Consider the following 21,457-nt stretch of genomic DNA (forward strand, 5'->3'; position numbering starts at 1 on the left):
ATATGACAAATGATGTTTTAAGTGTATCTGTTTATTCAATATGATTTTTGCGGTGCAATAAGTTCGCGTTGAAGTGCGCCGGATTGGGAGAAGTAAATGCTTGTTTTTCAAGTCGGCGTAGAAATGGATTGCAAATTGGCGTGGACGGCGTTAAGAGTTGCATGCTGCCGCAACTGGCATTAATGACGTGGGTATTATCTGGTGATGATGGAGAGAGAAGCGATAAGCGAGGAGAGGATGGCGGCGAGGGATGCCATAGACGGATTCCTGGATCAGCTATGGCTTAGTGACGGCTTGTCCAAGAACACCTTGTCCGCCTATCGGCGCGACCTCGACAAGCTGGCTGCTCGGCTGGAGGCTGGCGGCGCGCGCATGGTAGAGGCCAATCTGGAGCAACTGGAGCAGGCCTTGTTGCTGGGCGTGGATAGCGAAAAGCCGGCCACTCGGGCGCGTATGGTGTCGGCGATGAAGCGTTTTTACCAGTACCTGGCGCAAGCCAGGCTGCGCGACGATGATCCCTGCGCCCGCTTGCGTGCGCCCAAGCTGGGGCTGCGCTTGCCCAAGTCGCTGTCCGAGCGGCATGTGGAGGCGCTGTTGGCCGCGCCGGATGTGGGTACGCCGCTGGGGCTGCGCGACCGGGCGATGCTTGAGGTGTTGTACGCCAGCGGTCTGCGGGTGTCGGAATTGGTGGGGCTGACACTGCAACAGCTCAATCTGCTGGATGGCCTGGTCAAGACCATGGGCAAGGGCAATAAGGAGAGGTTGGTGCCGCTGGGTGAATTGGCTCAGGAATGGCTGCAGCGCTATCTGGCGGAGGCCAGGCCGCTGTTGCTGGCGGGAGCGGTGTGCGACATGGTGTTCGTGACCCAGCGCAAGGCTGGCATGACGCGGCAGATGGCCTGGTATCTGATCTCGCAATACGCCAAGCGTCAGGGTTTGCCTGCGGTGAGCCCTCACGTGTTGCGCCATGCCTTCGCCACCCATCTGGTCAACCACGGAGCCGATTTACGTGTGGTGCAATTGCTGCTCGGGCATTCGGATATTTCCACGACCCAGATTTATACCCACGTCGCGCGCGAGCGGCTGAAGCAGCTGCACGCCAAACACCATCCGCGTGGCTGAGAAGCTGCTCAAAGTCTGTTGCGCTTCGTGAAGCGTTGAACGGTGAGTACGAACTCAAAATGCTCATGTGTCACGAGTACATTCCACTTTTTCGCTCTTTTTCGCCTTGTCTTGTCCTAGCTCGCGAGATCGTAAACAGGCTCTGAGAACGAGAAAGAAAAACGCCCGCTTGCGCGGGCGTCATGGATGACAAGACGAGTGTCAGGCCGGTTCGGGCGCCAGCGCCTGATGATCGAACTGTAGTTCCACCTTGTCGTCGATCACGGTGATGGTGACATCGCCGCCGGTGACCAGGCGGCCGAACAGCAACTCGTCCGCCAGCGCCTTGCGCAAGGTGTCCTGAATCAGGCGCGCCATCGGCCGGGCGCCCATCAGCGGGTCGAAGCCGTTCTTCGCCAAGTAGCGGCGCAGCTCGTCGGTGAAGTGGATGTCCACCCGCTTCTCCGCCAGTTGCTGCTCCAGCTGCATCAGGAACTTGTCCACCACCTGCAGGATGATCTGCTCGTCCAGCATCTTGAACGGGATGATGGCATCCAGGCGGTTGCGGAATTCCGGGCTGAACAGTTTCTTGATGTCGCCCATCTCGTCGCCGGTCACCTTGGTCTGGGTGAAGCCCAGCGTCGGTTTGGACAGCGACTCGGCGCCCGCGTTGGTGGTCATGATGATCACCACATTGCGGAAGTCCGCTTTGCGGCCGTTGTTGTCGGTCAGCGTGCCGTGGTCCATCACCTGCAACAGCACGTTGTAGATGTCCGGATGGGCTTTCTCGATCTCATCCAGCAACACCACCGCGTACGGATGCTTGTTGACCGCCTCGGTCAGCTGGCCGCCCTGTTCGAAGCCCACATAGCCCGGAGGCGCGCCGATCAGTCGCGACACCGCGTGCCGTTCCATGTACTCGGACATGTCGAAGCGGATCAACTCCACGCCCAGGATGTAGGCCAACTGGCGCGCCACTTCGGTCTTGCCGACGCCGGTGGGGCCGGAGAACAGGAAGGAACCGATCGGCTTTTGCGGATTGCCCAGGCCGGAACGTGTCATCTTGATGGCGCTGGCCAGCCCTTCGATGGCTTTTTCCTGACCGAACACCACGTTTTTCAGATCGCGCTCCAGGTTCTTCAGCACGTTCTTGTCGTCGGAGGACACGGTCTTGGGCGGAATCCGCGCGATCTTGGCGACGATGTCCTCGATCTCGGTCTTGTTGATCACCTTTTTCTGCTTGGACTTGGGCAGAATCTTCTGCGCCGCGCCGGCTTCGTCAATCACGTCGATGGCCTTGTCCGGCAGGTGGCGGTCGTTGATGAAGCGCGCGGATAGTTCGGCCGCGGTGGACAGCGCCGACTGCGTGTACTTGACGCCGTGGTGGGCCTCGAAGCGCGATTTCAGCCCCTTGAGGATCTCCACGGTCTGTTCCACCGTTGGCTCGTTGACGTCTATCTTCTGGAAGCGGCGCGATAGCGCGTTGTCCTTCTCGAAGATGCTGCGGTATTCGTTGTAGGTGGTCGCCCCGATACAGCGCAGGCTGCCGTTGGACAGCGCCGGCTTCAGCAGATTGGACGCGTCCAGCGTGCCGCCGGAGGCCGCGCCGGCGCCGATCAGGGTGTGGATTTCGTCGATGAACAGGATGGCGTTGCTGTCCTCGGTCAGTTGCTTGATCACCGCTTTCAGCCGCTGTTCGAAATCGCCGCGATACTTGGTGCCGGCCAGCAGCGCGCCCATGTCCAGCGCGTAGACGGTGGACTTGGCCAGGATTTCCGGCACTTCGCCGTTGACGATGCGGCGCGCCAGTCCTTCGGCGATGGCGGTCTTGCCCACGCCGGCCTCGCCGACCAGCAGCGGGTTGTTCTTGCGGCGGCGGCAGAGAATCTGCACCGTGCGCTCCAGTTCGGGCTCGCGGCCGATCAGCGGGTCTATCCTGCCGTCGCGCGCCTGTTGGTTGAGGTTCTGGGTGTAGTTCTCCAGCGCCCCGCCCGGACCGGTGGCCTGCTCTTCGCTCTCCGCCTCGTTATTGCTGTCGCGGGGTTCCTGCGGCGGCTGCTGCGAGCGCTGCTTGGTGATCCCGTGGGAGATGAAGTTGACCACATCCAGCCGCGAAATGCCTTGCTGATGCAGGTAGTAGACCGCGTGGGAATCCTTCTCGCCGAAGATGGCCACCAGGATATTGGCTCCGGTGACTTCCTTCTTGCCGGAAGACTGCACGTGCAGGATGGCGCGCTGTATCACGCGCTGGAATCCTAGCGTGGGCTGAGTCTCCACCTCTGCCTCCCCTGGCACGGTGGGGGTGTGCTCATCGATGAAGTCGCCCAACTGTTTTTTCAGTTGGTCGATATTGGCTCCACATGCGCGCAGTACTTCGGCGGCCGACGGGTTATCGGTCATCGCGAGTAACAGATGCTCCACGCTGATGAACTCGTGGCGCTTGCGCCTTGCGTCCATGAACGCCATGTGCAGGCTTACTTCAAGCTCCTGGGCAATCATCAGTTTTCCTCCATAACGCACTGGAGCGGATGCTGGTGTGCTTTCGCATATTGCAACACCTGCTCGACCTTTGTTGCAGCCACGTCTTTGGTATAAACGCCACACACGCCGTGACCTTGCGTGTGGACTTGCAGCATGATGTGGGTGGCCTTTTCGCGGTTCATATGGAAGAACTGCTGCAAGACCTGGATCACAAAATCCATAGGGGTGAAATCATCGTTCAATAACAAGACCTTATACATCGCGGGCGGTGTGTCCTTTACCCGGGACGCCTCTTGTATGGCATCGTCCTTGAACTGCGTAGACATGTCGGCTTTCGTGGAATCTGCGTCTTACTTCAATTTGGGTTCCCCAAGAGTTTTTTTCAAGGGGACTGGCACTTTTCCTCTATCACTTGACGATGCGCTGCGGCTTGCGTAGAAATGCAGCTGGTGCTTGGCTTAACTGTTTGGCATTTTTTTGCGCTTGGCAGGCCCGACAGCTCTATTAAGCTCTAAGTTGGTCGGCTTCACCAGCCTTTTTTTGCAAGGAAGTAAGAATGGCATTTGGTACCGTTAAGTGGTTCAATGACGCTAAGGGCTTTGGTTTCATCACTCCGGACGAAGGCGGCGAAGACTTGTTCGCTCACTTCTCGGCCATCAACATGCAAGGCTTCAAAACCCTGAAAGAGGGTCAACGTGTAAGCTTTGAAGTGGTGTCCGGTCCGAAGGGTAAGCAAGCGTCTAATATTCAGAACGCGTAATACCGGTTTTACTGTCTGCTTGCCGCAAGGCAAACAGCCCAGCTGATTGATGAAAAGCCCGCCATCCGGCGGGCTTTTGTTGTTGTCAGGCCGCTTGCTTGGCCGCCTGCGGCATGGAGACGCCGAACTGGCGCGCCAAGGCGATGAAAGTGATGGCGCCGATGATGGAGAGCAGCAGCCAGGGCAAGCCGGCTTGCTGCTGGCGCTGGGCGAAGTCGTACAGCCAGCCGCCGGCGAAAAAGCCGATGCCGCCACCCAGGGCCAGTCCCAGCCGGCTGGCGCCCATATAGCTGGCGCGCGCGTCCGGTTTCGCCAGGCTGGCCACCAGGGTTTCGCGCGCCGGCTCGGTGATGATGGTGCCGAGGAAAAAGACCCCAAGGACGAGGAAGGCGGACGCGGGCTGCCGCACCACGGCCATGCAGGCCAGGCTCAGGCTCATCAGCGCAAGACCGGCCAGTACCCGGGTTTCCAGGCGGAAATGGCGCTCGCCTATGCGCGCCAGCGGGTAGAGCAGGGTCAAGGACAGCAAGGTTTCCAGCCCATACATCCAGCCAACGGCTTGCGCGGAGCCGGTCAGGTGCTTGATGGCGATGGGCACCAGCAGCATGATCTGCACGCTGAGCAGATAATAGCCGCTGAGGGTGAGCACCAGCTTGAGGAAGCGGCGGTCGCCCAGCACCAGGCGGATTGCGTTCCATGCCGGTGCGCGACGAGTAGCCACCCGATAGGCGGGCAGCAGCCAGGCGTTCGCTGCTGCCGCCGCCAGAAACACCACCGCGCCGCCCAGTCCCACCCAGCGGAAATCAAACTGTAGCAGCCAGGAACCAAACAAGGCGCCGCCCACCGCGCCGGCGCTGTCCTGCATCAGCAGCAGCGAGTAGAAGCGGCTGCGTTCGCGCGGGCGGGTCAGCTTGGCCACCAGGGCGGAGCGCGGCGGATCGAATAGAGTGCCGCCCAGGCCGGACAGCAGGCAGGACAGCCACAATTGCCAGGGTGTGTCCGCCAGCGCCATGGTGGCGAAGCCGGCTGCGCGCATCAACATGCCGGCGACGATCAGCGGCTTGGCGCCGAAGCGATCGGCCAGCGAGCCTCCAAATAGTCCCAGCCCTTGCTGGGTGAATTGTCGCAGGCCCAGACCCAGGCCCACCGCGGCGGCGCTCCACCCCAATTGATCGACGAAATGCAGGCTGATCAGCGGGAATACCATGAAGAATCCAAATACCACAATCAGGTTGTCCAGCAGGATGAAGCCCTTGCCCAAGGTCCGGGCCCGCTTTAGCAGCGCCATGAAATCTCCTTATTTTCATGTCATTCTATGAGGCGCCCTGATATTGTGTAAGAGACTAATCCGTAATAGTTAATATTGGATTTCATTATGTCTATTTCTTTTGCCGATTTGTGCCTGTTGCTTGATATCGCCGAGCTTGGCAGCTTCAGTCAGGCCGCGGCCAAGCGCGGCTGGTCGCAGCCCCAGGTCAGCCAGCGGGTGCAGCAACTTGAGCAGGAGTTGAATATCGGCTTGTTCCAGCGCCATCGCCGCGGCGCGGAGCCGACCGCGGCCTGCCTGGCCTTTCTACCATCGGCGCGGCAAGCGGTGTCGGCCTTGGAACAGGGGCGGGAAATCCTGCAAGGCACGCCGGCCCTGCCTTGCTTGCGCTTATCCTGTTTGCCGTCGCTGACTTCATCGGTGTTCGGCCCGCTGTTGCTGGCGCTGGCGGAGGCGCCGCTGGAAATCCGCTGTGATACCGATCACTCGCAGCAGATCATGCAGAATCTGTTGTCCGGCCTGGTGCAGGTCGGTTTTGTGCTGCGCTGCCCGGCGATGGCGGGCATACAGATGGAAACACTATGGCGTTCGCCCATCGTGGCAGTGGTGGCCGCCGGGCATCCGCTGGCGGAGAAGGAACAGCCGCTGCGCCTGGAGGAAGTGGCGTCTTACCGGATTGCGCCTCAATACTGGGGCGTGGAGTGTGATGAGTTGATACGCCGGCTGCGGCTGGCGCGCACGGTGGCGCAGCCCATTCATGCGGTACAGCCGGCGTCGGCGGCCAGGGAGCTGGCCATGCGCCATGGCTTTCTGTGTTTCCTGCCGGAGTTGTCTATTCAGTCCGATCTGGCCGAGGGTGTGCTGCGCAGGGTGAGGATTGCCGATCTGCCGGCCTGGCAGTGGGAGGTCACCATGGCATGGCGGACCGGCAAACGGCGGGATGCAGGCAAGGAATTGGTGCTGCGAGCCGCCCGGGCGCTGGCAGAGCGCTGGGCGTCAATGGCGGCCGCTTAGCGATTCGGCGGCGCCTTGTGCCAGCAAGCTGTATTGCTGGCCGAAGGCCGCCACCATCTGGCGCAGTTTGGCGGTGTCGCGGGCGATGATGGTCTTGAGCAGGTTTTCCAGGAACTGCTGGGTCTGGTCCATCTGGCTTTTGCCGGCGCGCAGAATGGCGAACAGGCAGCGCTGAGTCAGCGGCAGCAGATCCTTCAGCGTGCTCTCCAGATAGCGATTGCCGGCATAGCGGTACAAGGTGTCGAGAAAGTCGACGCCGTGTTCGTAAAAGCCTTGCAGATCATCGCGGCGGTTGCATTCGGCCAACTGGGTGGTGACTTCGAAGAAGTGGGCCAGGTCGTCGTTTTGCCAGGAGGTGGCGAGATTACAGACCGCCTGGTCCAGCAGCAGGAACCAGAGTTCGAAGAAGTGGCGCACATCGTCGCCGGTGATGCTGGACACCACCGCGCCGCGGCGCGGGAAAATCTCCACCAGGTGGCGGCGTTGCAGGATCAGCAAAGCTTCGCGCACGGACCCGCGGCTGACTTCCAGTTCCGACGCAATGCGCAATTCCTGGATGCGCTCTCCGGCTTGCATCGTACCTTGTATGATTTGTTTGCCCAGGTATTGGGCGATTTGTTCAGTCAGTGAGTCGTTCGCCTTGAACGTCATCTTGCTCTCCGGAATAGAATATTATTATTTTCCTATGTTTGATATCGGGCGGCAATCAAACCGTGATGTTTGTCTGGCAGTAGTTTGTCCGACAGATTGTTATAGTCAAAACATTATCAATAACTTCGGCGCAAACTGTTGTCAACTTGCCGCACATATCGGGCATCGGGAAGTTTTTACTTGCGCATTCATCATATCAATCATACGATTAAAACGCTTGTTTTAAATGGCTGACACGAGAGGGGCTATCTCAAATAAGCAAAAGGCGGCGGCGGGTTTTCGCGGCGTCGTCTTGCGGAGCCGGCAGGCGCTGGTCCGCGCTGGAACAGCAGCTCGCAGGTGATGAAAGGCGCAAGCCGTTCACGCCGCCAAGCGGGTCATCCGGCGGGGCGCTGGGAGCAGGCGCGGCATTCGCGAACTCAAGCGGGTTGTGTCCGGTGTGGAACCGGGAGTGTGATTCAGGCCTTCGCCATTGGCGAAGGCCTTTTTTCTTGCGGTTTATTCGGGGCGGCGGCAGGCCATCAGATAATTGACGTCGGTGTCCTCGCCCAGCGCGTAGATGCGCGTCAACGGGTTGTAGCCCATGCCGCAGACCGTTTCCAGTTCCAGGCCGGCGTTGCGGGCCATGCGCGACAATTCGGAGGGCTTGAGGAAGCGCGCATATTCATGGGTGCCTCGCGGCAGCATGTTCAGCACGTATTCGGCGCCTATCACCGCCAGCAAGTAGGATTTGGCGTTGCGGTTCAAGGTGGAGAAGAACACCCAGCCGCCAGGCTTCACCAGGCTGGCGCAGCTGCGCACCACGCTTTGCGGGTCCGGCACGTGTTCCAGCATTTCCATGCAGGTGACCACGTCGAAGCTGGCCGGCGCTTCCGCCGCCAGCTCTTCCACCGCCACACAGCGGTAATCCACCGTCACGCCGGATTCCAGGCTGTGCAATTGCGCCACTTTCAGCGACTTCTTGGCCAGATCGATGCCGGTGACGCCGGCGCCGCGCACGGCCATACTTTCCGCCAGGATGCCGCCGCCGCAGCCCACGTCCAGCACTTGCTTGCCGGCGATGGCGGCGCGGCTGTCGATGAAGTCCAGACGCAGCGGGTTGATTTCATGCAGCGGCTTGAATTCGCCGCTCATATCCCACCATTTGTGCGCCAGCTGGCTGAATTTATCGATTTCGGTTTCGTCTACATTGATCATGATTATTTAGCCAGGATGCGGTGACGCCAGTCTTCGGCGCGGGCCTTGAGCGCGGCTTCGTCCAGGGTCTTGAGTTGGCGTTGTTCCAAGAGGGCCTGGCCTTTGACCCAGACATGGCTGACTTGTTCGCGGCCTGCCGCGTACACCACGTGGGAGATGGGGTCGAAGGCCGGCGCGGTTTCGATGGCGGACAGATCGATGGCGATCAGGTCCGCCTGCTTGCCGGCGACGATGGAGCCGACCTTGTCGTCGATGCCCAGCGCGCGCGCGCCGTTGAGGGTGGCCATGCGGATGGCGGTGGCCGCCGGCACCGAGGTGGGGTCCAGCGTGCCCACTTTGGCCAGCAGCGCAGCCAGGCGGGTTTCCGCCAGCATGTCCAGCTTGTTGTTGGAGGCGGCGCCGTCGGTGCCTATGCCCACGGCGATGCCGGCTTGCAGCATCTTGGGAATGGGAGCGATGCCGGAGGCCAGCTTCATATTGGACGACGGGTTATGCGCCACCGACACGCCATGCTTGGCCACCAGTTCGATTTCCTCATCGTTCAGGTGCACCATGTGGGCGGCCACCAGCCGCGGCGACAGCAGGCCCAGTTGCTGCAGGCGCGCCAGCGGGCGCTGATGGTGTTCCTTGACGCTGTTGCCGACCTCGTCCGCGGTTTCGTGGATGTGGCAGTGGATCAGCATGTCTTCCTGTTCCGCCAGCGTCACCACCTTGGCGAAGGTGTCGTCCGATACGGTATAGGGCGCGTGCGGCGCCAGCGTGAAGGTGATCAGCTCCTCGCCCAGGAATTGGCGGCGCTCGGCCAGTGATTTGCTGATGTAGTCGTCGGCATTGCTGGCGTAGTTGGTGGGGAACTCCAGGATGGAACAGCCGACGAAGGTACGCATGCCGGAGGCCAGGCCGGCACGCGCCATCGCGCCATGATAGAAGTACATATCATTGATGGTGGTGGTGCCGCAGCGGATCATTTCCCCCATTGCCAGCAGCGCGCCGTCGAACACGAAGTCGTCACGCACGTGCTTGCCCTCGGCCGGCCAGATATGGTTGGTCAGCCAGTCCATCAACGCCTTGTCGTCGGCCATGCCGCGCAACAGCGTCATCGCGGAGTGGCCATGCAGATTGATCAGGCCCGGCATCAGCACATGATTGGGCAAGTCCACGCGCTGATCCGCTTCCAGCGCGCTGGCTTGGTTAGCTGGAATAATCGCGGCAATCCTGCCATCCTTCAAAGCAATGGCGTGGTTTTCCAGGATTTCACCATCTTTCTCTACAGTGATAATCCAGCGGGCGGTGATAATTTTGTCATAACGGGACTGGGACATGGGGCAATCCTGGCGCGATTTGAAGTGTGGTGGATTGTAGGCCGAGGCTAATGGCAAGGCAATGATGCAAGCCGTCGCGCAAGGCAGACGCAAGGCTTGTTTCAACCGGGCTTGACATCGCGATGACTAGTGAATATTCCAGCATTTTGCGGTGATTATCCGGTGTATACTTTTGAAAATATGAACAACTGACGCATGGGCTCAAATTGCCTGCGGCTAATGGCGAGCGATAATAAACGCAAACATGGCACACCACGCTGACGATAAATCCACAGCCAGTACCGGCCTTTCCCTTAGGGCTGTCTTTCTCATCGCCGTGGTGCTGGGCTTGCTGATTCCCGCGTCCATCATTAGCTATCTGAGCTTCAATATTCAACGGGACGCGCTGACCGCGCAATTGGAAACCGACCAGAAGCGCTTGCTGGACATCGTGGCGCTGGGCATGCAGGAGCCCTTGTGGAATCTGAGCCGCCAGGCCGGCAATCCGCTGATCGCCTCGGTGATGGAAGATGCCCGCGTGGTGTCCATCCGCGTCACCGATACCCAGTCCAATCAGATCTTCCTGTCATCGGTGCGCGCCGAGCGCCGCATCGGCAGCGTGTCCTTCGTGGAAAAGCCGGTGATTTACCGCGGCGAGGAAATCGGCCAGGTGACGCTGGAATTCGACAATGAACACCTCGCGATCGCGCTGAATAATCAGATCAAGAACATCTTGATGATTCTGGTGGCGCAGCTGGTGTTGTCCATCCTGCTGATCATGAGCATTCTGCATTCGCGCTTCCTCAGCCCGATGAAGGCGCTGACCGAGCAGGCGCGGCTGCTGGCGGAGTTGAAGCTGGACCGGCCGTTCGAATGGCAGCGCCGCGACGAGATCGGCCACCTCGGCAAGCACCTGGAATGGACGCGCGCCGAGCTCAAGCGCTTGCTGGACGAATTGCGCGCCAAGACCCTGGCGCTGGAGGCGGACATTTCCCGCCGTCGCGAGGTGGAGGACGCGCTGCGCCGTTCCGAGAACAAATACCGCGAGTTGTTCTGGTCCAACCTCGATGGCATCGTGATCAGTTCCTTGGACGGCCAGGTGATAGACGCCAATCCGGCCTTCCTCAATCTGATGTGCTATAGCCTGGACCAGCTCAAGCTACAGAATTTCTGGACCCTGGTGGGACAGGAGAGCGAGGCGCTGGAGCGCTTCAATCTGGACAACAAGGTGCTGCGCTTCGGCTATTGCGACGAGTTCGAGGCCACTTACATCAACCGCTTCGGCAATCCGGTGCCGGTCAGCGTCAAGACCGTGGCGATGCGCGACGCCTTCGGCCGCATCAATGCGGTATGGCGCATGGTGCGTGACATCTCCGAGAAGCGCGCGGCGGAGGAGAGGGTGCAACTGGCGGCCAAGGTGTTCGAGAACACCGTGGAAGGCATCATGATCACCGATGCCGACAAGCGCATCCGCAGCGTCAACCGCGCCTTCACCGAAATCACCGGCTACACCCAGCACGAGGTATTGGGGCAAAAGACCAGCGTCTTGTCCTCCGGCCGTCACGACCAGCCGTTTTATGAGCAGATGTGGCAATCGATCGCCGACCACGGCTCCTGGCAGGGCGAATTGTGGAACCGCCGCAAGAACGGCGAAGTGTTCCCCGAGTGGCTGGCGATCAATGCGGTGCGCAACAGCCTGGGTGAAGTCACCCATTACGTGGCCATCTTCAGCGATCTGACCGAACGCAAGGCCGCCGACGAACGTATCCAGTTCCTCGCGCATTTCGACGTGCTGACCAGCCTGCCCAACCGCGTGCACATGCAGGACCGGGTGGAACTGGCGATCCACAACGCCGGCCGCGATAATGAGCGGCTGGCCTTGCTGCTGCTGGACCTGGACCGCTTCAAGACCGTCAACGAGTCGCTGGGCCATACCGCTGGCGACACCCTGCTGCAAGTGGCGGCGGATCGCATCAAGGGGGTATTGGGGCCGGGCGAGATGCTGGCGCGCCAGGGCGGCGACGAATTCATCGTATTGTTGCCGGTGATTTCAGATCCCGGCGAAGCGGCGCTGGCGGCGGAGCGCATCCGCGATGCCTTCTCCGCCTCCATCGAGCTGCATAACCATGTGATCACCATCACACCGTCGATAGGCATCAGCGTCTACCCGGACGACGGCCGCGATTACGAAACCCTGGTACGTAACGCCGACGCGGCGATGTATCACGCCAAATCCTCCGGTCGCAACAGCTACAAGTTCTACACCGCCGACCTCAATGCCCGCGCCCGTGAAATCCTGGCGATTGAAAGCCAGCTGCGCTTCGCGCTGGAGCGCGAGGAATTCGTGCTGCATTACCAGCCGCAAGTGGAAATGGCCAGCGGCCGCATCATCGGCGCCGAGGCGCTGATCCGCTGGAACCATCCGTCGCTGGGCGTGCTGGGGCCGGTGCGCTTCATCGAGGTGGCGGAAGAGCGCGGCTTCATCGTGCAGATCGGCAATTGGGTGATAGGGGAGGCCACGCGCCAACTGGCGGCCTGGCGCAGCCAGGGCCTGCCGGAGCTGACGCTGGCCATCAATCTGTCCGCGCTGCAGTTCCGCCAGTCCGACCTGGCGGATCAGATCACCTCGGCGCTGGCCGTCAATGGCTTGCCCGGCCATGCGCTGGACATCGAGGTGACCGAAAGCGTGGTGATGGAAGACGCGCAAGCCACCATCCAGGCGATAGACAATATGAAGAATATGGGCTTGAAGCTGTCGATCGACGACTTCGGCACCGGCTATTCCAGCTTGTCCTATCTGAAGCGTTTCAAGGCGGACAAGCTGAAGATCGACCGCTCCTTCGTGCGTGACATTCCGCACGACGCCGACGATACCGCCATTGCCCGCGCCATCATCAATATGGCCAAGAACCTGAACATGAAAGTGGTGGCGGAAGGGGTGGAGACGATAGAGCAATGGCACTTCCTGCAGCGCGAGGGCTGCGAATACGTGCAAGGCTATCTGATTGCCCGGCCGCTGCCGGCGGACGAGTTCGTCAAACTGTTGGCGCAGGACAGCCTGCTGCCGCAGGAATAAGGCCGGCCGCGCGCCATGCGTCTCATCCGCCGCGCTGTGCCGCGGCGGCTTGTCTCAGATAGTCGATGAATACCCGCAGCTTGGCCGGCTGATGCAGATGGTGCGGGTAATACAGGTAAAACGCCTCAGCCGGAGGCATCCATTCCTCCAATACCGCGTTCAGGCGGCCATCCGCCAGATAGGGCTGGGCCATGGGTTGTGGCAGATACGCCAGCCCCAGTCCAGCCTGCGCGACGTGCAGCGCCGCCAGGCTGTCGTTGGCGGTCAGCGGTCCTTGCACCGCCGCCTCCAGCGGCCGGCCGGCCTCGACGAACTGCCAACGATACACCTGGCCGCTACCGGAGAAACGGTAGCGCAGGCAGTCATGCTGCTGCAGCTGGGCCGGATGGGCGGGAACGCCCCTGGCTTGCAGATAACCGGGGCTGGCCACCACGCAAAAGCGGATGGGCGGGCTGACCGCTACCGCCTGCATGTCCTGCTGCAGGCTTTCGCCAAAACGCAGCCCTGCGTCCAGACCGTGGGCGACGATATCCACCAAGCTGTTGTTCACATCCAGCTCCAGCTTCACTTGCGGATAAGCGCGCATAAAGCCCGGCAATAGCGGATACAGCAGCAGGGCGGCAGCGGTGTGCGGCAGCGTCAGTTTCAGCGTGCCGCTGGCCTGGCCCTGCCATTGGCGCGCATCGTCGAGCGCGCCGTCCAGTTGTTCCAGCAAGGGTGTTACCCGTGCCAGCAGCGCCTGGCCGGCTTCGGTCAGACCCACCCGGCGAGTGGTGCGGTTCAACAGGCGCACGCCCAGTTGCGCTTCCAGTTGGCGCAGCGTCTGGCTCAGCGCCGAAGCGCTGATCTCCAGCTGCGCGGCGGCGCGGGTGAAGCTGCCGTGCCGGGCGATCAGGCGGAAGGCTTGCAAGGCATGCAGTGAGGCTTGGCTCATTATGAAGATTTTCTACGCAATGAATGCAGATTAAGCCCATTTTTCCGTGGGAGGCAAGCGTCTATGCTTCAGGCATCTTCTCCGACCACCAAGGATGACTGACATGAAGCAACGCATGCTGGGCCGTAACGGCCCTTCCGTTTCCGCGCTGGGCCTGGGCTGCATGGGCATGAGCGCTTTCTACGGCGCGCACGACGACGCCGAATCGCTGCGCACGCTCAATCACGCGCTGGATCGCGGCGTCAATCTGCTGGACACCGCCGATATGTACGGCCCTTACCGCAATGAGGAATTGCTGGCGCAGCTGCTGAAGTCACGCCGTAGCGAGGTGGTGCTGGCGACCAAGTTCGGCATCGTGATGGACTCGGCCAATCCGGCGGCACGCGGCGTCAACGGCCGGCCGGAATACGTGCGCAGCAGCTGCGAAGGCAGTCTCAAGCGGCTGGGCGTCGATGTCATCGATCTCTACTACCAGCACCGGGTCGATCCAGAGGTGCCGATAGAAGATACCGTGGGCGCGATGGCGGAGCTGGTTCGCGCCGGCAAGGTCCGTTATCTGGGCCTGTCCGAGGCCGCGCCCGACACCTTGCGCCGCGCGCACGCGGTCCATCCCATTCATGCGCTGCAAAGCGAGTATTCCTTGTGGACACGAGACCCGGAGCAGCAGGCGCTGGCCTTGTGTCGGGAGCTGGGTGTCGGTTTCGTCGCTTACAGCCCGCTGGGGCGTGGTTTCTTGACCGGAGCGATCAGGAGCCCGGACGATTTCGACGCCGATGACTACCGGCGCGGCAGCCCGCGCTTTCAGGGCGACAATTTCCGGCGCAATCTGGCGTTGGTGGACAAGGTGAAGGCGCTGGCCGCGGACAAGGGCTGCAGTCCGGCGCAATTGGCGCTGGCCTGGGTGTTGGCGCATGGCGAGCATATCGTCGCGATACCCGGCGCGCGCCGGCAGCGCAATCTGGATGACAATCTGGGGGCTTTGGAGCTGAGTCTGAGCCCGGCGGAGTTGGCGGCTATCGACGCGGTGTTTCCGCCGGACGCGGTCAGCGGGCTTCGCTATGCCGAAACCGTGATGACCATGGTGCAGCGCTGAGCGCGCGAGGCCCCGCCGCAGAGACGGGACCGCCGCCGGGTTGGGCGCGAGTCCACGATCATGGGGCGGGGGCGAGGCAAGGCCTTGCGGTTGAAGACGCGCTCACCCCGTCACATCCGACGACGCGCAGCGGATCGTGAACAGGCTCTTAGTGGTCGCGCCGCCAGTCCTGGCGATCCCGCTCATGGTCGTGGCCATGGTCGTGCTCGTCATGCCAGTCGCGGTGATCGCGATCCTTGTCGTGGTTCTTGTCGCGGCCCTTATCGCGCTCATGTTCATGGCCGCGGTGGATGTCCTGGTAATGCGGCACATAGACCCGTTGGTACCAGTCGTCGCGGACGAAGTAGACCGGCCGGCCACAGGCGTTGTAGCGGCCGCAGTAGCGGCCCCATTGCTTGATATGCCCAGGCGGCACGCGCAGATAGATCGGCGCGATGGCCACGGGGGCGGGCTGGATGATCACCGGCTGCGGCGAGATCAGTTCCGGCACCGGAAAGCCGCCGATATTCAGCTGGCCGTAAAAGCCGGGCTCTCCGACACTGATGGATACGCCGGCCTGGGCCGGCATGGCGCTGAGCCAGGCGGAGGCGCTGAGCGCAGCGAAGACGAATAAGCGTTTCATGGCAATGTCCTTTTGTAGTACAAGCGAGTGTTGTACTGCCAATATCGTCCATCACTATTGCGCATGCGCGAATTTCAACAGATGAATTATGTATATTGTTGGCGGGAAAGGGGGTTTTGCAAACAAACGCAAAAACTTTCCGATCTTGACGGCGCGCGAGAGCGAAAAGCCCGATGATCCATTGGAGGAGCCCCTGCATTTCCCCTGTTTGAGGAGGTGGCGCGCTGCCCAGGTCTCAAACACCTCTTAAGAACCTGTTTACGATCTCGCGAGCTAAGAGCCTGTTCAAAGTCTCGCGAGCAAGGGCGAGACAAGGCGAAAACGAGCGAAAAAGCGGAATGTACTCGTGGTACATGAGCATTTTGAGCTTGGTTTCAACGCCGTATCGCCGAAGCGCAGCAGACTTTGAACAGGTTCTAAGGTGAGACAAGGTGAAAACGGCTGAGAAAGCGGAGTGTACATACGGTACATGAGCATTTCGAAGCCGGTTTCAACGCCCATTTCTATCCATCCCTCCGATGCGCAGCAGACTATGAACAGGTTCTTACGTCCCACAGGAAACGCTTTCATGCAAAAACTTCTGCAAATCCACTTCGATTTCTCCGGACCTTTCGGGGAGGCCATGAGCAGCCAGTTGCGGGAGCTGGCGGCATCCATCAATCAGGAGCCCGGTTTCATTTGGAAAATATGGACGGAGAATCAGGATAGGCGAGAGGCTGGCGGCATCTATCTGTTTGCCAGCGAAGAAACGGCACAAGCTTATCTGCGCATGCACAGCGCCAGACTGAAGGCCTTGGGCGTTTCCGAGGTGAGCGGCCGGATTTTTGATGTGAACGTGGCGCTCAGCGAGCTCAACCATGCGGGCTTTGCGCGCGGGCCGGAGCCGCTTGGGGCTGAGTAGCCGAGAGCTCGTGCCGAGGTCCTTGTCTGCGTTTGAAAAGCAGGGTACGGCAGAGGGGAAAAAGAAAAAGCCGCTCGCCGAAAGGCGGGCGGCTTTATCGTGCCGGAGGCTTTAGGCGCTTATTCCGGACGCATCTGCGGGAACAGAATGACGTCGCGGATGGACGGCGCGTCGGTCAGCAGCATCACCAGGCGGTCGATGCCGATGCCGCAGCCGCCGGTCGGCGGCAGGCCGTATTCCATCGCGCGGATGTAGTCGGCGTCGTAGTGCATCGCTTCGTCGTCGCCGGCGTCCTTCTGCGCCACCTGGGACAGGAAGCGCGCGGCCTGGTCTTCCGGATCGTTCAACTCGGAGTAGCCGTTGGCGTGCTCGCGGCCGACGATGAACAGCTCGAAGCGTTCGGTCAGGCCCGGCTTGCTGTCGGAACCGCGCGCCAGCGGGGACACTTCCACCGGGTAGTCGATGATGAAGGTCGGGTTCCACAGCAGGCTTTCGGCGCACTCTTCAAACAGCGCCAGCTGCAGGCTGCCCAGGCCAGGCGCCGGCGGCAGCTTGCCGCCCAGGCGCTTGATCTCGCCGGTCACCCAGGCCGCGTCGGCCAGTTGCTCGTCGCTGTATTGCGGGTTGTAGTGCTTGATCGCGCCGACGATGGTGAAGCGGTCGAAGGGTTTGCCCAGGTCCACTTCCTTGCCTTGATAGCTGACGGTGGTGGAGCCGCAGGATACCAGCGCGCATTCGCGGATGATGGCTTCGGTCATCTCCATCATGCGCTGGTAGTCGCTGTAAGCCTCGTAGAATTCGATCATGGTGAACTCGGGGTTGTGGCGCGTGCTCATCCCCTCGTTGCGGAAGTTGCGGTTGATCTCGAACACGCGCTCCAGGCCGCCGACCACCAGGCGCTTCAGGTACAGCTCAGGTGCGATGCGCAGGTACAAGGGCATGTCCAGCGCATTGTGGTGGGTGACGAAAGGCTTGGCCGCGGCGCCGCCCGGAATCGGGTGCATCATCGGGGTTTCCACTTCCAGATAGCCTTCGCCCACCATCACGTCGCGCACCTTCTGGATGATCTTGGAGCGCTTGATGAAGGTCTGGCGGCTGTCCTCGTTCATGATCAGGTCGGCGTAGCGCTGACGGTACTTGGTTTCCTGATCGGTGATGCCGTGGAATTTCTCCGGCAGCGGACGGATGTTCTTGGACAGCAGGCGCACTTCGCTGGCCTGCACCGTCAGTTCACCGGTCTTGGTCTTGAACAGCACGCCCTTGATGGCGACGATGTCGCCCAGGTCCCAGTGCTTGAACTCGGCGTGTTGTTCTTCACCCACGCCGTCATTGGAGATATAGGCCTGGATGCGACCGCTGCCGTCTTGCAGCGTGGCGAAGCTGGCCTTGCCCATCACACGTTTCAACATCATGCGGCCGGCGACGGCAACCTCGATCTTTTCGGCTTCCAGCGCTTCCTTTTCCTTGCCGGCGTGCGCGTCCTGCAGGACTTGCGCGAAGTGGCTGCGCTTGAAGTCGTTGGGGAAGGCGATGCGCTGTTCGCGGATGCTCTTCAGCTTTTGGCGGCGTTCCGCCATGATCTGGTTTTCGTCCTGGCTGGGCGATGCTTGCTCGTGTTCAGACATGTTCACTCCGTAGTTCAATGCAATGGCTGTTGGCCGCCGCGCGGGCGACGGCGGCCGGGTTAAGCGGGTTTTAGGTTCAAACGCCCTGTTTCAGGCTGGCTTCGATAAAGCCGTCCAGGTCGCCATCCATGACGCCCTTGATATTGCCCACTTCGTAGCTGGTGCGCAGGTCCTTGATGCGGGACTGGTCGAAGACGTAGGAGCGGATCTGGTGGCCCCAGCCCACATCGGTCTTGGTGTCTTCCAGCGCCTGCTTGGCCTCGTTGCGCTTTTTCAGTTCCAGCTCGTACAGTTTGGCGCGCAGCATCTGCATCGCTTCGTCGCGGTTGCGGTGCTGGGAGCGGTCGTTCTGGCACTGCACCACGATCCCGGTGGGATTGTGGGTGATGCGCACGGCGGAGTCGGTCTTGTTGATGTGCTGACCGCCAGCGCCGGAGGCGCGGTAGGTGTCGACGCGCAGATCGGCCGGATTGATGTCGATCTCGAAGCTGTCGTCGACTTCCGGATAGACGAAGACCGAGGAGAAGGAGGTGTGGCGACGCGCGTTGGAGTCGAACGGCGACACTCGCACCAGGCGGTGCACGCCCACTTCCGAGCGCAGCAGGCCATAGGCGTATTCGCCGCTGATCTTCAGCGTGGCGCTGGTGATGCCGGCCACTTCGCCTTCGGACTCTTCCAGCACTTCCACGCTGAAGCCCTTGCGTTCGGCGTAGCGGATATACATGCGCAGCAGCATGCCGGCCCAGTCCTGGGCCTCGGTGCCGCCGGCGCCGGCCTGGATGTCCAGGAAGCAGTTGTTCGGGTCCATCGGGTCGTGGAACATCCGGCGGAATTCCAGCTGCGCGAGCTTGGCTTCGGCGGTTTCCAGATCGGCCTGCACGGCCAGGATGGTGTCGTCGTCGTTTTCGGCGCGGCCCATTTCGAACAGCTCGGCGCTATCGCCGACCATGGCGCTGATCTCGTCGATCACCAGCACCACGTCTTCCAGCTGTTTGCGCTCGCGGCCCAGTTCCTGGGCGCGCTTGGGGTCATTCCAGATATCCGGGTCTTCGGTCAGGCGGGATACTTCTTCCAGACGGTCTTTTTTACCGTCGTAGTCAAAGATACCCCCGGATGTCGGCGCCACGGGTGGCCAGGTCGTCTATCTTGGCCGCGATTTGGTTCAGTACTTCGACTTCAATCATGCTCAACTCCAAATGGCAGTCTGTTAAATATAGGCAGTCGGGAAATCGGGTCTTGATCAAAGACAAAAAAGCGCACCGTAAGGTGCGCTTTTGCTGAAAAGACTTGGGATGGATCAGCCAAACAGGTGAGCGATGGCGGCGCGCTCTTCTTCCAGTTCGGCCAGGGTGAAGTTCATCCGCTCGCGGCTGAATTCGTCGATTTCCAGACCTTGCACAATCTTGTATTCGCCATTTTCGCATACAACCGGGAAGCCGTACATCACGCCTTCCGGGATGCCGTAGGAACCGTCGGACGGAATGCCCATGGTCACCCATTTGCCCTGGCTGCCCAGCACCCAGTCATGCACATGGTCGATGGCGGCGTTGGCGGCGGAGGCGGCGGAAGACAGGCCGCGCGCTTCGATGATGGCGGCGCCGCGCTTACCCACGGTGGGCAGGAATACATCGCGGTTCCAGGCTTCGTCATTGATCATGGCCTTGACCGGCTGGCCATCAATGCTGGCGAAGCGGTAGTCGGCGTACATGGTCGGCGAGTGGTTGCCCCATACCGCCAGCTTTTCGATGGCGGCCACCGGCTTGCCGGTCTTGGCGGCGATCTGGGACAGCGCGCGGTTGTGGTCAAGACGCAACATGGCGGTGAAGTTTTTCGGATTCAGGTCCGGAGCGGACTTCATCGCGATCCAGGCGTTGGTGTTGGCCGGGTTGCCCACCACCAGCACTTTCACGTCGCGGGCGGCGTGGTCGTTCAGCGCCTTGCCCTGCACGGTGAAGATGGCGCCGTTGGCTTCCAGCAAGTCCTTGCGTTCCATGCCCTTGCTGCGCGGACGGGCGCCCACCAGCAGCGCGACCTTGACGTCCTTGAAAGCAACGTTCGGATCGTCGGTGGCGACCATGCCGGCCAGCAGCGGGAAGGCACAGTCTTCGAGTTCCATCATCACGCCCTTGAGCGCGGTCTGGGCTTGCGGCAGGTCCAGCAATTGCAGGATGACCGGCTGGTCCTTGCCGAGCATTTCGCCACTGGCAATGCGGAACAGCAGGCTGTAGCCGATCTGGCCGGCTGCGCCGGTAACGGCAACGCGAACGGGAGCTTTCATTGGCGGACTCTCCTTTGATGTATCCGATAATGATGATAGGCAGATATTGCTCTGCAGCATTGAATGCTTTTGTGCGGCTGAGTGTATCACGGAGTATAGCCAATGTGGGGGTGTAATCCTCATCAGAAAAGCTGATAGCCGCTTCAAAGTCTTATGTCTTATATAAGACTTGTATTTACGCTTGATTTGTTTGGTGATACAACAGAGAACATGACAGATCGACCGCTGCGTAGACAGCCGCTGTACAGCCAGATTCGGCAGTTGCTGCAACGCAGGATCGGTGATGGCGAGTGGCAGGAAAATGATGCGCTGCCCAGCGAATGGGAGCTGGCCGCCGAGCTGGGCGCAAGCCAGGGCACCGTGCGCAAGGCCTTGAGCGAGCTGGTGGTCGACGGCCTGCTGTATCGCGAGCAGGGCAAGGGCACTTTCGTGGCGCCGGCGCCCAGCGAGTGGGGCGATGGCCTGATGCTGACGCCGGGCCTGTTCAATGAGCCGCCGGATGATCTGGCGCGAGAATTTCTGGGTATTTCCCGCGGCAATGCCAGCGATGATATGGCGGCGGCGTTGCGGATGCGGCGCGCGGCGCCTTTACTGAGAGTTCGGCAGCTGTGGCGCTGGCACGGCATTCCGGTGGCGGTGGACGAGGCCTTTCTGCCGGCGGATGAGTTCGATGGACTGGACGCGCGCTGGCTGCGCGGTTCGTCCGGCGTGTACCAGGCGCTGCAGCAGCGTTTCGGCATCCGCCTGAAGGTGTTGTGCGAGCAGTTTCGCGCGGTGATGCTGCCGCGCGAGGAGAGCGCGCTGCTGGGTGTGACCGGCATGGTGGCCGAGGTACCGGCTTTGAGCCTGGTGCGTATTTCCGGCTCCATGGATGGAGCGCCGCTGGAGTGGCGGCAACGTTATTGTCTGACCCACAATTGGGCCTATACCGCCCGCCGAGCTTGAAGCGGCGGGCTTTTGAAGCAGTATCGCCAGACTGGCGCGCGGCAAAAAACGGGCCGCGGCCGGTCTAGTTTTGCTAGAATCCCCGGGTCATATTGCACCGCGATATTCCTGGTGCGGCATGAGCGGTAATGATGGGCATCCAGCCATAACAACAACGGAGCCCCTCAAGCGGGCGGTCTCGAAGCGGACCGTCTGTTGTGTAACCTCTTGG

General features: G+C 61.0%; 18 protein-coding genes. 7 read left to right on the plus strand and 11 right to left on the minus strand.

Annotated features, from left to right (window positions below):
• The first annotated feature begins 237 nt into the window (after positions 1-237).
• Entirely contained in the window at positions 238-1,122 is an 885-nt protein-coding gene (gene xerD / locus LQT98_RS16155; protein WP_231463536.1) for a site-specific tyrosine recombinase XerD, read from the plus strand.
• 201 nt (positions 1,123-1,323) lie between these two features.
• On the opposite strand, the gene clpA is transcribed toward xerD, so the two are convergent.
• A complete protein-coding gene (gene clpA, locus LQT98_RS16160; protein WP_048411363.1) occupies positions 1,324-3,600 on the minus strand; it encodes an ATP-dependent Clp protease ATP-binding subunit ClpA in 2,277 nt (758 codons plus the stop codon).
• Positions 3,600-3,908, minus strand: a complete 309-nt coding sequence (gene clpS / locus LQT98_RS16165) for an ATP-dependent Clp protease adapter ClpS (RefSeq protein ID WP_048411364.1) — start codon at positions 3,906-3,908, stop codon at positions 3,600-3,602. Before clpS ends, clpA begins: the two co-directional genes overlap by 1 nt.
• A 230-nt stretch (positions 3,909-4,138) precedes the next feature.
• On the opposite strand from clpS, the gene LQT98_RS16170 reads away from it, so the two are divergent.
• Positions 4,139-4,342, plus strand: a complete 204-nt coding sequence (locus tag LQT98_RS16170) for a cold-shock protein (RefSeq protein WP_011137214.1) — start codon at positions 4,139-4,141, stop codon at positions 4,340-4,342.
• Between the two features lie 85 nt (positions 4,343-4,427).
• On the opposite strand, the gene mdtH is transcribed toward LQT98_RS16170, so the two are convergent.
• Positions 4,428-5,630 carry a multidrug efflux MFS transporter MdtH gene (gene mdtH / locus LQT98_RS16175; protein ID WP_231463538.1) on the minus strand — a complete coding sequence of 401 codons (1,203 nt, stop codon included), beginning with the start codon at positions 5,628-5,630 and terminating at the stop codon, positions 4,428-4,430.
• 87 nt (positions 5,631-5,717) lie between these two features.
• Between mdtH and LQT98_RS16180 the strand changes: the two genes are divergently transcribed.
• Positions 5,718-6,623 carry a LysR family transcriptional regulator gene (locus tag LQT98_RS16180; RefSeq protein WP_231463540.1) on the plus strand — a complete coding sequence of 302 codons (906 nt, stop codon included), beginning with the start codon at positions 5,718-5,720 and terminating at the stop codon, positions 6,621-6,623.
• On the opposite strand, the gene LQT98_RS16185 is transcribed toward LQT98_RS16180, so the two are convergent.
• From LQT98_RS16185 to LQT98_RS16195, 3 genes are all read right to left on the minus strand, one after another.
• Positions 6,606-7,274, minus strand: coding sequence for a GntR family transcriptional regulator (locus LQT98_RS16185; protein WP_048411367.1), 669 nt, complete (start codon positions 7,272-7,274; stop codon positions 6,606-6,608). The two genes, LQT98_RS16180 and LQT98_RS16185, sit on opposite strands and share 18 nt — an antisense overlap.
• Positions 7,275-7,772: 498 nt before the next feature.
• Positions 7,773-8,471: a bifunctional 2-polyprenyl-6-hydroxyphenol methylase/3-demethylubiquinol 3-O-methyltransferase UbiG gene (gene ubiG, locus LQT98_RS16190; protein ID WP_231463542.1), complete on the minus strand. Its 699-nt coding sequence runs from the start codon at positions 8,469-8,471 to the stop codon at positions 7,773-7,775.
• A gap of 2 nt (positions 8,472-8,473) precedes the next feature.
• The gene (locus LQT98_RS16195) at positions 8,474-9,793 is read right to left on the minus strand and encodes a TRZ/ATZ family hydrolase (RefSeq protein ID WP_048411369.1); all 1,320 of its coding nucleotides are present in this window, start codon (positions 9,791-9,793) and stop codon (positions 8,474-8,476) included.
• A 244-nt stretch (positions 9,794-10,037) separates the two neighbouring features.
• Between LQT98_RS16195 and LQT98_RS16200 the strand changes: the two genes are divergently transcribed.
• The gene (locus tag LQT98_RS16200; RefSeq protein WP_048411370.1) at positions 10,038-12,848 is read left to right on the plus strand and encodes a bifunctional diguanylate cyclase/phosphodiesterase; all 2,811 of its coding nucleotides are present in this window, start codon (positions 10,038-10,040) and stop codon (positions 12,846-12,848) included.
• A gap of 22 nt (positions 12,849-12,870) precedes the next feature.
• Here LQT98_RS16200 and LQT98_RS16205 read toward each other — a convergent pair whose 3' ends face one another.
• Positions 12,871-13,782, minus strand: coding sequence for a LysR family transcriptional regulator (locus LQT98_RS16205; RefSeq protein ID WP_231463544.1), 912 nt, complete (start codon positions 13,780-13,782; stop codon positions 12,871-12,873).
• 103 nt (positions 13,783-13,885) lie between these two features.
• On the opposite strand from LQT98_RS16205, the gene LQT98_RS16210 reads away from it, so the two are divergent.
• The gene (locus LQT98_RS16210) at positions 13,886-14,875 is read left to right on the plus strand and encodes an aldo/keto reductase (RefSeq protein ID WP_231463546.1); all 990 of its coding nucleotides are present in this window, start codon (positions 13,886-13,888) and stop codon (positions 14,873-14,875) included.
• Positions 14,876-15,023: 148 nt separating this feature from the next.
• Here the strand turns inward: LQT98_RS16210 and LQT98_RS16215 are convergent, their stop codons facing one another.
• Positions 15,024-15,497, minus strand: a complete 474-nt coding sequence (locus LQT98_RS16215) for a hypothetical protein (protein WP_048411373.1) — start codon at positions 15,495-15,497, stop codon at positions 15,024-15,026.
• A 568-nt stretch (positions 15,498-16,065) separates the two neighbouring features.
• Between LQT98_RS16215 and LQT98_RS16220 the strand changes: the two genes are divergently transcribed.
• Positions 16,066-16,398, plus strand: a complete 333-nt coding sequence (locus tag LQT98_RS16220; protein WP_231463548.1) for a monooxygenase — start codon at positions 16,066-16,068, stop codon at positions 16,396-16,398.
• Between the two features lie 119 nt (positions 16,399-16,517).
• On the opposite strand, the gene lysS is transcribed toward LQT98_RS16220, so the two are convergent.
• The 3 genes from lysS to LQT98_RS16235 all read right to left on the minus strand — a co-directional run bounded on the left by lysS (position 16,518) and on the right by LQT98_RS16235 (position 20,301).
• Positions 16,518-18,023, minus strand: coding sequence for a lysine--tRNA ligase (gene lysS / locus LQT98_RS16225; protein ID WP_231463550.1), 1,506 nt, complete (start codon positions 18,021-18,023; stop codon positions 16,518-16,520).
• Positions 18,024-18,099: 76 nt separating this feature from the next.
• A protein-coding gene (prfB, locus tag LQT98_RS16230; protein ID WP_231463557.1) for a peptide chain release factor 2 occupies positions 18,100-19,204 on the minus strand; the annotation gives its coding sequence in 2 pieces (ribosomal slippage) (positions 18,100-19,122 and positions 19,124-19,204; 1,104 coding nt in all).
• A 116-nt stretch (positions 19,205-19,320) separates the two neighbouring features.
• Positions 19,321-20,301, minus strand: coding sequence for a malate dehydrogenase (locus LQT98_RS16235; RefSeq protein ID WP_048411376.1), 981 nt, complete (start codon positions 20,299-20,301; stop codon positions 19,321-19,323).
• A gap of 210 nt (positions 20,302-20,511) precedes the next feature.
• Here LQT98_RS16235 and LQT98_RS16240 point away from each other — a divergent pair, with 210 nt between their 5' ends.
• Entirely contained in the window at positions 20,512-21,246 is a 735-nt protein-coding gene (locus LQT98_RS16240) for a GntR family transcriptional regulator (RefSeq protein ID WP_231463551.1), read from the plus strand.
• Positions 21,247-21,457: the final 211 nt, after the last annotated feature.

This window comes from Chromobacterium aquaticum, from assembly GCF_021129195.1.
Classification (GTDB): domain Bacteria; phylum Pseudomonadota; class Gammaproteobacteria; order Burkholderiales; family Chromobacteriaceae; genus Chromobacterium; species Chromobacterium aquaticum.